The organism is Roseburia hominis (assembly GCA_040702975.1).
Lineage (GTDB): Bacteria > Bacillota > Clostridia > Lachnospirales > Lachnospiraceae > Allocoprococcus > Allocoprococcus hominis_A.
Window position 1 is genome coordinate 3585914 of record CP159990.1, and the last position, 14798, is coordinate 3600711.

General features: G+C 46.5%; 15 protein-coding genes. 2 read left to right on the forward strand and 13 right to left on the reverse strand.

The window, feature by feature from the left end:
- Nucleotides 1-153: 153 nt before the first annotated feature.
- The 3 genes from ABXS75_16525 to ABXS75_16535 form a co-directional block, all read right to left on the reverse strand.
- Nucleotides 154-3360 carry a SpaA isopeptide-forming pilin-related protein gene (locus tag ABXS75_16525; GenBank protein XCP84636.1) on the reverse strand — a complete coding sequence of 1069 codons (3207 nt, stop codon included), beginning with the start codon at nt 3358-3360 and terminating at the stop codon, nt 154-156.
- A 17-nt stretch (nt 3361-3377) separates the two neighbouring features.
- On the reverse strand, nt 3378-3962 hold the full coding sequence (lepB, locus tag ABXS75_16530; protein ID XCP84637.1) for a signal peptidase I: 585 nt from the start codon (nt 3960-3962) through the stop codon (nt 3378-3380).
- A gap of 493 nt (nt 3963-4455) precedes the next feature.
- The gene (locus tag ABXS75_16535) at nt 4456-5295 is read right to left on the reverse strand and encodes a tyrosine-type recombinase/integrase (GenBank protein ID XCP84638.1); all 840 of its coding nucleotides are present in this window, start codon (nt 5293-5295) and stop codon (nt 4456-4458) included.
- Nucleotides 5296-5468: 173 nt separating this feature from the next.
- On the opposite strand from ABXS75_16535, the gene ABXS75_16540 reads away from it, so the two are divergent.
- Nucleotides 5469-6359 carry an ATP-binding protein gene (locus ABXS75_16540; protein ID XCP84639.1) on the forward strand — a complete coding sequence of 297 codons (891 nt, stop codon included), beginning with the start codon at nt 5469-5471 and terminating at the stop codon, nt 6357-6359.
- A 712-nt stretch (nt 6360-7071) separates the two neighbouring features.
- Here the strand turns inward: ABXS75_16540 and ABXS75_16545 are convergent.
- From ABXS75_16545 to guaA, 8 genes are all read right to left on the reverse strand, one after another.
- Complete coding sequence (locus ABXS75_16545) at nt 7072-7221, reverse strand: hypothetical protein (protein XCP84640.1); 150 nt, start codon at nt 7219-7221, stop codon at nt 7072-7074.
- The gene (locus ABXS75_16550; GenBank protein ID XCP84641.1) at nt 7196-7384 is read right to left on the reverse strand and encodes a hypothetical protein; all 189 of its coding nucleotides are present in this window, start codon (nt 7382-7384) and stop codon (nt 7196-7198) included. Before ABXS75_16550 ends, ABXS75_16545 begins: the two co-directional genes overlap by 26 nt.
- Nucleotides 7384-8016: a hypothetical protein gene (locus ABXS75_16555; protein XCP84642.1), complete on the reverse strand. Its 633-nt coding sequence runs from the start codon at nt 8014-8016 to the stop codon at nt 7384-7386. The genes ABXS75_16550 and ABXS75_16555 overlap by 1 nt, the downstream gene beginning before the upstream one ends.
- 15 nt (nt 8017-8031) lie before the next feature.
- Nucleotides 8032-8640: a DUF5979 domain-containing protein gene (locus ABXS75_16560; protein ID XCP84643.1), complete on the reverse strand. Its 609-nt coding sequence runs from the start codon at nt 8638-8640 to the stop codon at nt 8032-8034.
- Complete coding sequence (locus ABXS75_16565) at nt 8598-9236, reverse strand: hypothetical protein (GenBank protein XCP84644.1); 639 nt, start codon at nt 9234-9236, stop codon at nt 8598-8600. The genes ABXS75_16560 and ABXS75_16565 overlap by 43 nt, the downstream gene beginning before the upstream one ends.
- Nucleotides 9237-9299: 63 nt before the next feature.
- Nucleotides 9300-9887: a tyrosine-type recombinase/integrase gene (locus ABXS75_16570; protein ID XCP84645.1), complete on the reverse strand. Its 588-nt coding sequence runs from the start codon at nt 9885-9887 to the stop codon at nt 9300-9302.
- Entirely contained in the window at nt 9869-10009 is a 141-nt protein-coding gene (locus tag ABXS75_16575; GenBank protein ID XCP84646.1) for a site-specific integrase, read from the reverse strand. The genes ABXS75_16570 and ABXS75_16575 overlap by 19 nt, the downstream gene beginning before the upstream one ends.
- Nucleotides 10010-10394: 385 nt before the next feature.
- Complete coding sequence (gene guaA / locus ABXS75_16580) at nt 10395-11348, reverse strand: glutamine-hydrolyzing GMP synthase (protein XCP87182.1); 954 nt, start codon at nt 11346-11348, stop codon at nt 10395-10397.
- 912 nt (nt 11349-12260) lie between these two features.
- On the opposite strand from guaA, the gene ABXS75_16585 reads away from it, so the two are divergent.
- Entirely contained in the window at nt 12261-13733 is a 1473-nt protein-coding gene (locus ABXS75_16585) for an IS1182 family transposase (GenBank protein XCP84647.1), read from the forward strand.
- A gap of 156 nt (nt 13734-13889) precedes the next feature.
- On the opposite strand, the gene rpsI is transcribed toward ABXS75_16585, so the two are convergent.
- The gene (rpsI, locus tag ABXS75_16590; protein ID XCP84648.1) at nt 13890-14282 is read right to left on the reverse strand and encodes a 30S ribosomal protein S9; all 393 of its coding nucleotides are present in this window, start codon (nt 14280-14282) and stop codon (nt 13890-13892) included.
- Between the two features lie 27 nt (nt 14283-14309).
- Nucleotides 14310-14738, reverse strand: coding sequence for a 50S ribosomal protein L13 (rplM, locus tag ABXS75_16595; protein ID XCP84649.1), 429 nt, complete (start codon nt 14736-14738; stop codon nt 14310-14312).
- Nucleotides 14739-14798 lie beyond the last annotated feature (60 nt).

Consider the following 14798-nt stretch of genomic DNA (forward strand, 5'->3'; position numbering starts at 1 on the left):
TGTGTTACTATGCGCCAGAAGGACGCAAAATCCTCCTTTCTGCGTTTTTTATTGCTATACAATAGGAGTAAGCTGCCGCTATGAACAGCAGTCCTCCAATGGTATACGGGGGTACCTGACCGCCGGTTTCAGGCAGCCTGTAGTCTTGCGGCCTTACCCTACCCTCCTTTTCCGCCTGCGTTGTAAGTAAGAGCTACACATAAGCGCACCGGCTATCAGGCAAAGCCCGCTTAATGTAAACAGGGTAGTCCCTGGGCCACCGGTTGCGGGCAAGACATATCCTGCCTGATTAATGACCTGTATTTTCAAAATAGGACCGTCAGCATCTTCCGAAAGAGTAAGTGTAACCAGATGATTCAATTGATCTGCATTCACAAGTTCAACTGTTTGCGTGTCTGTCTCCTCCTCATCCTTCAATATGAAGTGAATATCTGCAGGAAGCAGATTGTATCCGGCAGGCGCAGCAAGCTCTGAAAGAGTATACTCAATGTTTGGATGAAAAACGCCCGGGAAAACAATACATCCGGATTCATCTGTCGTTCCTGTCAGCGTTTCTGTCGGCTCTTCCGGATTTGTGATAGAAAACTGCGCATCCTTTAGCACGGTCTCGTTTGCATCTGTTTTTACCACTTTTACCCGATAGGTATACTCACCTCTATGATTCACAATGACCCACCGACCAGAGCCGTTGTCATTCCCTGTATAACGAAGATTATGAGGGTCTGCCTGATCCTGCCCCAGCAGGCGGTCCCGATCCTTCGTGTAGCATAATGGAACCGTCCACGTGTTGATCTCAGGCACGCTGTAGTGGGCTGGAGGGTTCAACTCCTTTATCACATAGGTGCCATACGGCAGATTCCGGAATCGGCTGATTTCTCCAGCAACTGTTGTTATGGTACAAGGGGTGCCGTCCGGATTCTCCACAGGCGTTGTCCCATCTGATTGATAGATTCCGAAAACAGCTCCCTCAAGGCTTTGCCCCTTCTCGTTTTCCTTGCTGAATGTGATGTTGTACAGCATACCACGCACTTCTGGAACAGGATATGCTACAGTAAAAGTTTCACTTCTTTCACCGCCAACACTCTCCAAAGGCTCTGTATGATAGGAAAGGATCGCCTCGTTGTTAACTTTGTAGCTTTCGTCTTCTTGAATAGAACTCTCTTTGGAATCCAGCGTGTCTGCGCAGCTTATGAAACCCTCTTTTTCAACATTCAGCTTGACACGATAGACCAGCTGGGTGATATTCTCTTCCCATACGCTGCTCATGGAACCCGGATTTACCTGAGAAATGACATCCTCATTGTCGGCCGGTTTCCATATAATTTGCCTTTGGTCGTCATCATAAGTGAAATCGCCATCTGCACTGACCAATTCCATAAATTCCACATAATCCCCAAGTTGATCAGTGACACTTTCAAACACGGTATTGTACATAACAAGTTCGCTGCTTAAAGGAAAAGAGTCCAGGTAGATTTTCAACTCAAATGGATTGCCGGATCCACCTCCGGTATACTTATAATTCACTTCATGTTGAGCAACCATATATCCCAATCCGGGCACATTCAGAAATACTGTACCGTTAGAGCAGTTCGGTGTCTCTCCATAACGCCAGTCATAGTATGTGTAAAGCGGGGCTACGGAATCCTGGTTCTGATAAACCTGGATATTGACGTAATACTTTCGATCAGCTACTCCCTGCTGGTAGTGCGACATCAGTTCAGATGACATTCCTGCAACAGATTGAACTACCGTCCCAACCGGCTCCTTCGCATACTTATTGGTCGACGTAATCAAAACCGATGATTCGTGTAAAAACTGTTCCCACGTCATTTTTTTATCCATACTTAGATAAACCAGGAATTCATTTTCCACATCTGTCGGAACGGCATTCTTTTGAAGATATACATCCATTTCACCATCGTGATTGTCATCAAAACCGGTCTTATTCTCCTGTCCGCGCCCTGCATACGGCTCTTTTGTAATCTGCCATTCGGTGCTGACCGAAGAATCAGGAATCGTTCCGATATAGTCCGGCGCCGGAGTTGGCGACACCTCAACGTTCAATGTGCTTGCATTATTTTCCGCTTCAACCGGCATTCCGAACAGAGAAGAATTTTGCACGGCTTTCTCTTCAGACTGTACAAGCTTCGGATTCTCCGGGAGTTTTCCGTATCCCAAAATATTGGGATCATCGATATTATGTGTAACATACTGGACACAGTTTGGATTATCTCCCTCAATCGTTCTAATCTGCGCCGTTTCTTCCATTCCTTGTGAAACGGTCGACTGGCCATCCTGGGTGCCCTTAGGTATACTCTCTACAACAATGCCGATGTGGTCTGCTCCATCCTTATCGTCATCGTCAGTCTGAAAGAAAACTAAATCTCCCGGCTGAGGTTCATAGGTTCCACGTGAGAAATACTCATAATATGGTTCCCGGTTCAGCGTCTCGATCCATTTCTGACAGCTTGAATCCACCGGATATCCCTCAACATCTGCATAATGCAGGCAGAAGGAGACGAACATGGCGTCCCAGCCGCCGTAAGGCTCACCATACCAGGCTCCGTAGCGAGTGTAGCCGTTTTTGTTCCCTTTTTCGTCTACCGTATAATTCTTTTCGCTTTCCCGATAGCCCAGCTGGCTTTCCGCCACAGCAACCACATCTTTCCGCCAGTCTCCTGTCAGCTTCATATCGGCCATACTGCTCTCCCATTCCTTCGCAGTCTCCAAATCCGCCTCCGGGTCGGAATAGCACTCCAGTTCATGTGTATGCTCCTCCTTCTCACAAATCAGGGCCTTTGTATAGCACTCATCCGTATGTGTATGTCCGGGTATCTTTTCTCCCTCTTTTTTACCGCACTGCAGCACCTCCTCGGCGCTATAACATTTATCCGTATGAATATGTCCTTCTGTCTCTCCTTCTTTAAAACCACAGATATAAGATTCAACCGTCTCATAGCATTCTTCTGCGTGATGGTGCTCCGGATCCATATCCTGGCATACCAGCTGCTGCTCCCTGACAATACAATTCTCCACATGAGTATGGACAGTCGAGTTCTCTTCCTGCCCACAAGTCAATTTCTGCTGTCTGCCATAGCATGCCGAACTATGTTCATGGACAGTATCCTTCGTCTCCTCCTGCCCACAGGTCAGCTTCTCTTCATAGCATTCTTCGCCATGTTTATGCTCTTCAAACCCGCAATAAGCGGTATTTTCCTTAGTAACAGCAGGCAGAATCAGCGCGTAAGTGGTACAAAATACCACAACACAGGCTAAAACCCCGACCATCCTCTTCCATACCTGTCGGCGGCAGTTCCGGGCAAGATACCCCGCTGCTTCCTGCTTCCTCTCTTCCTGCATTTTGCATACCTCCTTTCTCAATCCAATATTCCCATCCGGTTCAGCGGCCAGATGCGAAAGAATATTTTCCCTACAATCTGCTCACGAGATACGCATCCCACAGCAGTATTCCGGGAGTCCACCGATGTGGACCGGTGATCCCCCATGACAAAATATCTGCCATCCGGAACCTGATAAGGTAACTTGATATTACAATCGCCCAGTGCCTTTTCCACAAGGTACGGTTCCTCCAGCTGAATCCCGTTAATGTATACCGTACCGTTCCCGTCAATATCGACCCAATCCCCGGGGCCACAGATAATTCGCTTAACTAACACCTCGTTGTTATAGCGGAAAGCTGCAATGTCCCCCGGCCCGAAGTCCGATGTCTTGGACGAAAGGACGATCTCATCGTTCTTTAAGGTAGGGGTCATGGAGCTGCCGCTGATCCGCAGCACCGGCAGCCATAAAATCTCTATCAGGACGGCAACAGCGGCCACAACCAGCAGAGTATAGGCCGTGCTGTACAGTACAGAACGGTAGAACTTCTTATATTTCAAACGCTTCAGTTCAGACCTTACTTGTCTGTCCGTCGGCATTTCATGAATTCTTTTTTCGCTCATACCGTCTGACCTTCTTTGCCACCGGGCCCTTTTAACTCTTTATCTGGCATAATAAGCTCCCTACTATAGCTGTATATTCGTCGTAATTGTATATGATCAGGGAAAAATCGAATTGCATATTTCTATGCCTTTACAAGTTAGATACATAATTGACATTATGTAGTGTGAAACGCGTAAACCATATGGAGGGACCATATAAAAAAGCGAAATCTATAAATACCCGCACATGTATATGCGTGTGAATCAAGCCTTTCCGGAAAATAACCAGCAAGGCTTTGTTGTCATGCCCAAAGCCACAAAAAAATCCGAAAATTTCAGATATATGTCCTTGACAAATCAAGTATTCAGCAATACTATATAAATATATCAGGGGCTAATTATGTAATATCCTGTTTGCAAGCACCACATAATGTCAATTATGTGGTAAAGCCCGTCAGGCGGTGTGGATTCCAAAAAGAATGGTATCCGCACTCTTTTTTTGCCCCCTTTTTGTTCAGACTACAAGTCCCAACGCATCCAGACGGCGTCGATGCTCCGCCCCGCTGGAAATAATATAAATGCGTGTGGTATTGATACTGCTGTGTCCCAGAATATCCGCCAGTCTGGCGATATCCTTATCTACCGAATAGAAGCACCGGGCAAACAGGTGACGCAGATTATGGGGGAATACCTTTTTCTCGTCCACATCCGCTTCCCGGCAGAGAGTCTTCATCATTTTCCAGATGTTGCTCCGATCCAGCGGCCGCCCGGTCCGTGTGATAAAGACCGGCCCGACAGATATCTTCTCTCGGCGCAGATAACTCTTCAGCGCTCTTTGCAGCCTCTTCGGCAACAGAATCGTTCGGGTCTTCCCCTTTAACCGGATTATAGCTTCCCCCTGGCAGACTGCCTCCGCGGTGATATATTTCACCTCGGATACCCGAATCCCGGTACCGCTGATCGTCTGCAAAAGAAGAGCCAGCTTTTCATTTCTCTTATCCTGTGCCGCCCTGACCAGGCGCAAATACTCCGCCTTACTTATTTCCTTTTCAGCAGAGCAGTAGGCATTTCTCTGAATTTTCAGAAATTTCAGTTTCAGATCACTCCGCCCAACAAAGGTTAAGAAACTGTTCAGAGCGGACAGTTTCGCGTTCACGCTGACAGGCTGATATTCCTGCTCCAGCTTTTCCTTGTAGAAAAGAACCGCGTCTCTGGTCAGTTCTCCGGTACCCAAAAATGAGAAAAAACATAGAATATCCCGACGATACTGACTGATCGTTGCATGACTGTGTTCCTCATTTCGTAAATTTTCCAGATAGTCTTCTATCTTTACCGCATAATTTGTTGTTTTCATCACAACCTCCTCCTGATGCTCAATTTTCACATTTCTTCTCGAAATTTGAAAATGCACCTGATTTTTTTCGGTATAATTATATAATAGCAGAAATTTTTCTAAAATACAGTCTAAATATCTTTTTTTTCATATATAGCCGTCTGCGTTAACAGACTGACCCGGAGGGTGCTTCCTTGCAGGTCAGCAATATGGTCCGGGATGCAATCAAACCGGACTTAACCATGTTTCTCCATTATGAGACCTTGACGGTAGACGGAAAGAAAATCGTCGCGGTTGATATTCAGCAGGGAATGGAGCGGCCTTATTATATTGCGAAAAAAGGGCTGCGTCCCGAAGGGGTCTATGTCCGTCAGGGATATTCCTCCGTGCCGTCAACCAATACGGCGATCCGGCACATGATTAAGGAAACGGATGGCGACCACTTTGAGGAAAGGCGGTCTTTGGAGCAGAATTTGACCTTTGAGAAAGCCGGAAAAGAATTTGCGGACCGGAAAGAATTTGCCGGATCCCTGTTCCAGCAGATGGATGATGTTTATGATTTTATTGATTTCTGCAATCAGACCCATTCGACTTTTGATAAACTGCGCCGTATCGACAGGCGGGACTACCCGGAGGTCGCTGTCAGGGAGGCTCTTTTGAACCTTCTGGTGCACCGTGAATATTCTTTCCGGGCCAGTATCTTTATCAGCATTTATACAGACAGGATCGAATTTACCTCTATAGGCGGCCTGGTAAGCGGAGTGACCTTAAAGGATTTGACGATGGGAATTTCCGTCTGCCGGAATGCGAAACTGGCAAATGTATTTTACCGTCTGGAGCTGATTGAAGCCTCTGGCACCGGAATACTGAAAATCATGGATGCCTACGAAGGAACCGGGATGACGCCGCAGATTGAAACGTCCGATAATGCGTTTAAGATCATTCTTCCCAACCTGAACGCAAAGACTGAACAGAAAGAAGTGAAAAATGCTGGTTCCGTTGTGATCTGCTCCACGTTTCTCGTATATTCAAATACCCCGGTATTCTCCTGCCCGCGTCTCAGTGTTCCCGTTATCGCTTTGTAAACCGGCGTGTAGCCTTCAAAATACGGTGCGGACACCACCGGCTTCTCCCCGGCCACCCCGTAGAAGGTCTGGGCTTCGCTTCCCGGCACCGGCGTCGTCGTATCTGCCAGCACATAGCTGACCGTGTACGGGACCATCTTCCCCGGAACCCCATAGGTCACCACGAAGGTCCGGTCGCTCGTTACTGTATAGATCCGGCTCGGGCTGGTCGTGTTCTCCTTGTCAAATGCCTCGCTGTTGTCACGACCGCTCCGCCTCGTCCCTGTCGGCTGGTACTTCCCGCCGTCCTCCGGATTCAGGCTGATCGCCCCGTTCGTGCTGGACACGTTGATGCTGATCGTGTCCCCATAATGCAGGCCGGACACCACGATCGTGTCTGCCCCCGCAAGCGACGCCTCTCCGGCCCCGGACACACAGCCGGTCCCGTTGAAGATCCCTTTGTCTCCGGAATAGATGATTACTTTATAGGTGGTCTCATAGGAATCCGCCGCTTTAGCCTCCATAGGTCCAAGCTGGGTCACCGCAAGAACTGCTGTACAGACCGCCGCAAGGCCCTTTGCAAACCTTCTCCGCAGTTTTTGGCCATTTATATTTAATAGACTTTTTCGCAGTAATTTTGTCGTTTTACAGCCTGGAATCTCTCTTCTAAACTGTTTCCATGGAGCCACTCCTGCCCTCTGGTCGAGATAGCCTTTTTGTAACAATTCTTTACTCATACGTTCTTCGGCCTCCCTTCCGGTTCGCTCCTCTTCTTCTCCTCTTCATTTCGTTTCTTCAGACGCAGGAACACCAGGGTGATGCCGATATCGTACATGCCGACACGCGCTTCGTAGTATTCACTGTAGATCTGCAAGCGCTGCACGGGTGCTTCCAATCCCGCTCCCAAGTAAGCATGCTACTGCAAGACCCAGCAGAAGGAACGTCCCTGTTCTTCCTTTCAGGACTTTTCTGATCTTATACAGGGATTTTCTGTTGTTATTCAAATCATTTTCATTCTTATTCAGGGCTTTTCCGTTCTTATTCATCACTCATCAGCCCCCTCTCCGCTCACGTCTTTCACTGCCATCGTCCAGTCAACCTCCGAGCTGGTCGGATCCAGAGGATTCCCGTCCGCATCCGCCTGCACCGGCACATACTCCTGAACAACGACTACATCAAAATCATAGGCATAGCTGTACCCGCCATCTATACCGAACATATCCTTCGTACCGTCCTTTGCCACGATCTGCATCCCCAGCCTGCTGGTCAGATCCGCGCCGTCCGCTGTTCCTTTGGGCTGCAGGACCTTAGTATAATACCAGTACTCATCCTCTCCCTGCACCCAGCCGTCTGTCTGGGTCGGTGCCAGGGCAAACAGCTCTGCCCCGGCAAAATACTTTACCCTCACATAACAGGGGTTCTCTCCCGTATTCTGCACCTGCACCTGTTTGATCCGGTTCACTACCTTCTCCTCCTCGATGGTGGTCGTCGTGTCAAAGGAGATCTCACAGCCTCCCTTTGCCGTCACATAGGTCGTAAAATACGCCATCGCGCTCTTGATGGAAACGCTCCCCACCAAGGCCAGCGCAGCAGCAGACAGAAGGAGCGTTCTCTTATTGAACGTTTTTCTATTGAGCATTCTCTTATTGATCATTTTCTTACTGATCCTGTTCTTCATTCTCCTGCCCCTCCTTTACTGCGCACCCTGCTCTTCTTCCTCCGGCACGGTGCCCTTTCCCGTGGGTCCGCTCTCCGATTCTGCTTCTACGAAATCCGGGAACCATTTCTCCCACTCGTAATGGCCCTTTACCACCAGGTTGCCATCCTCATCCGTATGGGCCTCATCACCCACAAAATCAAAATGGTTCACGATGCCGCAGCCTTTTTTCAGCTTATCATCATAATCATTGACAAACGTCACCGGCTTCGTCTGGGAGACCCCGTCCTTCGTCGGCTCGATCGTCGTCGTATAGTCGGCGGACACTTCCTTATAGCTCCCACCGTTATAGATCTCCTTCACCGTCACCACAGTCCCCACCGGAAGTCCCGTGATCTTCACTGTCTGGGTGCCGGTCGGCGTCCCATCGTCGAAATTCATCGAAACAACATTGTTATATACAACCTCTCCCGTCACTGGGTCCTTCCCCGTCACCTCAAAGACAAAGGTCACTTCCCCGAGGGACTCATTGTAAGTATTCAGAGTCTTCCGGATCTTCATATCGCCTTCCAGCGGCTCCCTCGAAGGCTTCAGGCCCACCGTCACATCATACAGCCACTCATCGTCGCCCTTTCCCTCGCCCATACGGTACTCGCTGGTGGGAACTGAGATAAGATACGGCTGAACGAATACTCATAGCCGTCATGCTGCACCTTCTCCGCCTTCACCAGATACAGGCCCGGCTCTAATTTCTCTGCCGTTCCCCGGCTGTAGGAGGTAGACGCTCCCGCCGCAATCTGCAGCACTCCTTCAGAGGTGCCATGGTAGATGGGAAACCTCTGATTAATCTTCGGTATGGATATATAACCCATGATCCCGGTCCCATCGACATTCACGACCTTCCAGTATTCGGTGTCCTCCAGCCTGATCTCACCCTCCCGGCCATCTCCGGAGGTTTCCGGTTCATTCGTATTACCTGTCTGACTGTCCCCGGCATCCACCGTCCCAAAGGCATCGCCATGAAAGGTATTTTCCGTTATCTTAGCGTTATAGGCCCTCGCTTCCTCCCAGATCCGGCTGTAATCCTCTTCATCCAATTCCTGTACTGCATCATCGTAGGTCGATATCGCCCGGCTCTGGTGCAGCGTGTTCCACTGATCCGCCACCTTCGGATAGGCAAAGATCGCAAGTCCCGCCAGAAATACCAGGGCGCACAGGATACCCGGCAGTCTCTTCTTCATAGGAATCCTCCCTTATTTTTTTATCTCCCCGGTTCCGGTCTGTCCCGCCTTCTCTGTAGAATCCTAGAAGCATCGGGCGAACAGGTGGCGCAGGTTGTGGGGAAATACTTTCGTCGCGTCCACTTCCGCATCCCGGCAGAGTGCCTTCATCATCTTCCAGATATTGCTTCGGTCCAATGGACTCCCGGTCCGTGTGATGAAGATTGGCCCGGCAGATATCTTCTCCCGGCGCATATACCCCTTCAGTACCTTTTGCAGCTTCTTCGGGAACAGGACCATGCGGGTCTTTCCCTTTAGCCGAATCACTGCCTCCCCCTGGCAGACCGCCTCTGCCGTGACATATTTCACCTCGGATACCCGGATCCCAGTACCGCAGATGGTCTGCAAAATCAAAGCCAGCTTTTCATTTTTCCTGACCAGTGCCGCCCTGACCAGGCGCAGATACTCCCCTTTACTAAGTTCCTTCTCGGCCGGACAATAGGGGCTTTCCTGAATTTTCAGACATTTCAGCTTCAAATCACTCCGCCCGATAAAAGAAAAGAAACTGTTCAGGGCGGACAGCTTCACATTCACACTGACTGGCCGATATTTCCGCTCCAACTTTTCCTTGTAGGAAAGGGTCGCCTCTCTGGTCAGTTCTCCGGTATCCAAAAACGAGAAAAACAGAGAATGTCCCGCTGGTACTGCCGGATTGTAGTGGGGCTGTGTTCCTCATTTCGTAAATTTTCCAGATAATCTTCTATCTGTATTGCATAGTTTGTTATTTTCATCATAATCTCCTCCTAAAAGTTAGCTTTCCCATTTCTTCTCAAAATATCGGTATACCTCTATATTATCCAGCCTTTCAGAAGGATGTCAGGTAGTTTTTTAATATATGAAATTTTCACTCTTTTCAATAAATAGAAAAGGCAGCAAAAGCTCTTGCTTTCTTCGGGCGCCCTCTGTTATGCCCGGCTCTGTGTGAGCTATTTTAATTCAAGAGTTTGATAAAAATCGAATTTTCCTATTATATAAATAAAAGATGCCACCCATGAAGGGCAACATCTTTTTAATATGCTGGTATAGCTATTGCAGGATTCCCACATCCATCAGGATATCCACGGGTGCGGCATACCCTCTTTTCTTACAAAGCTAAGGGCGTTTCTTTGATTTTTCACCTTATTCCCACTCAATGGTTCCGCACGGCTTCGGTGTCAGATCATAAAGCACACGGTTCACTCCCGGCACTTCGTGAGTGATACGTTCCGTAATATGCTCAAGCAATTCAAAAGGAACATTTTCCACTGTTGCAGTCATTGCATCAACTGTGTTTACGGCTCTTAAAATGACCGGATATGCAAATGTCCTTGCACCTTCCTTTACACCTACAGAACGGAAATCCGGAACGGCTGTAAAATACTGCCATACCTTGCCTTCCAGTCCATTTTTTGCAAATTCTTCACGCAGAATGGCATCCGATTCACGCACAATCTCCAGACGCTCACGGGTAATTGCTCCAAGGCAGCGAACGCCAAGTCCCGGTCCCGGGAACGGCTGACGGTAAACCATTCCGTCCGGAAGTCCAAGCGCTTTTCCTACGACACGAACCTCGTCTTTAAACAGGAACTTAAGCGGCTCTACAAGCTCAAATTGTAAATCCTCCGGCAGACCACCGACATTGTGATGTGCCTTCACGCCATCACTTTCAATGATGTCAGGATAAATCGTTCCCTGTGCCAGGAATTCAATTCCCTCCTGTTTTCTTGCCTCTTCCTCGAATACACGGATAAATTCTGCTCCGATAATCTTGCGCTTCTTCTCTGGCTCAGCAACACCTGCAAGCTTATCGAGGAAACGGTCAACTGCATCTACATAGATAAGATTTGCATCCATCTGGTTACGGAATACGTCAACGACCTGCTCCGGCTCACCCTTACGCAGCAGACCATGATTTACATGTACACAGACTAACTGCTTTCCAACTGCTTTGATTAATAACGCTGCCACAACGGAGGAATCTACGCCGCCTGAAAGGGCAAGTAATACCTTTTTATCTCCCACCTGCGCGCGAATCGCTTCCACCTGTTCTTCGATAAATGCATCTGCCAGCGCTGCTGTTGTAATACGCTCCATACTGTCTGGTCTTTTATTATTTTCCATAACAACCTGTACCTCCAAAAGAATATTGTTTTCTATCATCTTAGCAAATTCGGAAAATTTCGTCAATGTATTAAAGATAATGCGGCGCATTTATATGTTTGATCGATTCCATATCGTTCTCCTCACTACGGGATTTTGTATATTGTTGCAATTTCCCGTAATTAAGTTCTATCGGCATCTTTTTGGGAAGTCAATCCTCATACTTCTATTATACTCCGGGATATATATAAATACGCTATTTTTAAGCTGTTTGTCAGTTACGTGTTAGTTACTAACATACTTCCACACATTCTCAAACCGTTTTATTTCTAAAATTTCCATTGAATCAAATATGCTCTTATGCTATATTATAGATATAAAAGGAACAACCGCCCAAAGTGGTTTGACCAATGTAGAATGTAGAAAAACCACCCTGTCACTCGCCAAAGTTTCAAGGGTGGTTTTTCTATGCGTAACTAATGACTAATCAAATAAATGAATGTCAGTAGTGCCATCAAAAATATTCCGAACTGCATCAAGTCATTAAAACTAAACTTGTTCTTCATGAGCACCACCCCCATCCTATGTAGAATGAAGGTCAAGCCACCCTGTAACACGATTGTTCCGTATTAGAATTTTATCACATTATCTGTATTCATACAATTTTTTATTTTTGTTATAAACATCATTATATCCGCTGCGTACTGTCTTACATAAGATATAACAAAAACTTTTACTATTTATTAGTTACCGTGAAAATTTTGTGTATTTTGAGGCTGTTTCTCATCGTTCTTAATTTAAGAAAACCCCGAAAACAAAGGGCACTGAAAAAGTCTGATTCTAAAAAAGAATTGGGCTTTTTTAATGTATCCATTATAATAGAATCATGAGGAAGGAGGTTCTGCCATGTTGAAAGACCATTCACAGTTGAAACTTTCATTATCACCCTATCAGGGGATTTATGATGCAATCATTCCAGCAAATCATCTTTTGCGTAGAATTAAAGAAAATATAGATTTTAGTTTTGTAAATCCAATGCTCCGTAAACAGTATTGTGAAAATTTCGGGCGGCCGGCGAAAGAACCGGAGATGATGTTTAAACTGCTTTTTCTGAAAAAGCTGTACGATCTGTCCGATGAAACCCTGATCAGTAGTGCTCAGACAGACATGGCATATAAATTTTTTCTGGATCTGGAACCAGAAGAAAAAATGATAGATCCCAGTCTTCTGACGAAATTCAGAAAGACCCGCATCACGGAAGATATTCTGAAGGAAATGCTGAAAGAAACAATCCAGCAGGCTCTGGACAAAGGTCTAATCAAATCGGGAACGATTATCGTGGATTCTACCCACACAACTGCATCCGTCCGAGCGAAATCCCCCACACAAATCCTGAGGGATATGAGTAAACAACTTCGGAAAGAGATTTATAAAAATGCTTTTGAATTATCAGAAAGATTTCCAGAGAAACCATCTTTGGAAGCAGGATTGGACGAAGAGATCGCCTATACGAAGGAACTGCTCCAGGTTCTGGAGGAAGGGATAGAAACCTGTGGAAATCAAAAGATACAGAAAATCTCTAAAGAGATGAAAGAACTGCTTGAGAACGAACAGATCAGAGAGATCCGTTCCAAAGATGATAAAGATGCACGGTTTGGGCACAAAACGGCGACCAGTACGTTTTATGGGTATAAGAATCATCTCGCAATGACAGAAGGCCGTCTGATTGCTGGGATAAGTGTAACAGATGGAGGAGCACCGGATGGTCAGGAATTGCCGAAACTGATAGAAAAAGCACAGAAAAATGGAATAAAAGTAACAGAAGTTATCGGAGATATGGCATATGTCAGTGATGATAATCTGGAAGTATGCGGAAAAGAGATTGCACTGATTGCCCGAACGAATACAGCTGTAGCGGCGGCTGCAAACGGAAACCTTGCGGAGGGGTTCTGTTTCAATAAAGATGCAGGGTTGCTGCAATGTCCTGCCGGAGAGCTTTCCATGCGAGTGGAAAAGAGAGCTGCCAAAAACGGGAACACCTATTTAAGATATATATTTAGCAAAGTTAAGTGCCGGAAATGCCCACAAAGAGAAAACTGCCGTGTAGGAAAATCAAACTCAAAAGAACGAAGTTACAGTATCACGCAGGCAAGCGCGAAAAACATGGAAAGGCTTAAATTTGAAGAAAGTGAATACTTCCAAGAGAGAATGAAAATCCGGCATAGGATAGAAGAAAAGAATGGAGAATTAAAAGAAGCCCACGGTTTGCGCAGAGCAGATTCAAGAGGGTTATTTGCTATGCATGTTCAAATGTATTTTACCGCATTTACAGCAAATGTAAAAAGGATAGTAAGATTACAGGAATTGGCTATGGCTTAAACCATAGCATTATTCTGTAATCTTATCGAAAAAGAACTGAAAATCACGAAAAATTGTCATAAAAGAAAAACTCCCACTTAAAAAATGGAAGTTTTTCAGTGCCCTTAAAACACAAGGTTTTCGGGGTCTGTCGCTCTTTTGAAATTTTCGCTTGAATTAACGTTTGCTGAACTGCGGTGCTCTACGAGCTGCTTTGAGACCGTATTTCTTACGCTCTTTCATACGCGGATCACGTGTCAGGTATCCTGCTGCTTTCAGAACCGGTCTGTAATCAGCGTCTGCCTGAAGGAGTGCTCTGGCGATACCGTGGCGGATTGCTCCTGCCTGTCCGGTGTATCCACCACCGCGAACATTTACAAGTACATCGAATTTGTCAACAGTCTCTGTTGCTACCAGCGGCTGGCGAACAACGACCTTCAGGGTCTCAAGTCCTAAATACTCATCGATGTCTCTTTTATTGATTGTGATCTTACCTGTACCCGGTACAAGGTAAACTCTTGCGATTGATTTTTTTCTTCTTCCTGTTCCGTAGAATTTTGCGTTAGCCACTTTGATTTCCTCCTTTCAAACCTCTGCCTAAAATGTTAAAACTTCCGGTTTCTGTGCCTGCTGTTCGTGTTCCGGTCCAGCATATACATGAAGTTTCTTGATCATGGTTCTTCCCAAAGGTCCTTTCGGGAGCATGCCTTTTACAGCGATCTCTACTACTGCTTCCGGCTTCTTAGCCATCATCTCTCTTAAGGTAGTCTCTTTCATTCCTCCTACATAGTCGGAATGATGATAATATACTTTCTGATCTAATTTCTTACCGGTCACTTTTACTTTTGCAGCATTTACAACGATTACATAATCACCAGTGTCAATGTGCGGTGTGAATTCCGGTTTATTCTTTCCTCTTAAAACCTTAGCAACTTCTGCGCAGAGACGTCCTAATGTCTGTCCCTCAGCGTCAACTACATACCATTTTCTCTCGATCTTATCTGGATTAGCCATGTAAGTTTTCATTGGTTGACCTCCTATGAATATCCTTTTTACTAATTATTTTCATTGTAGATTCTATGGGAA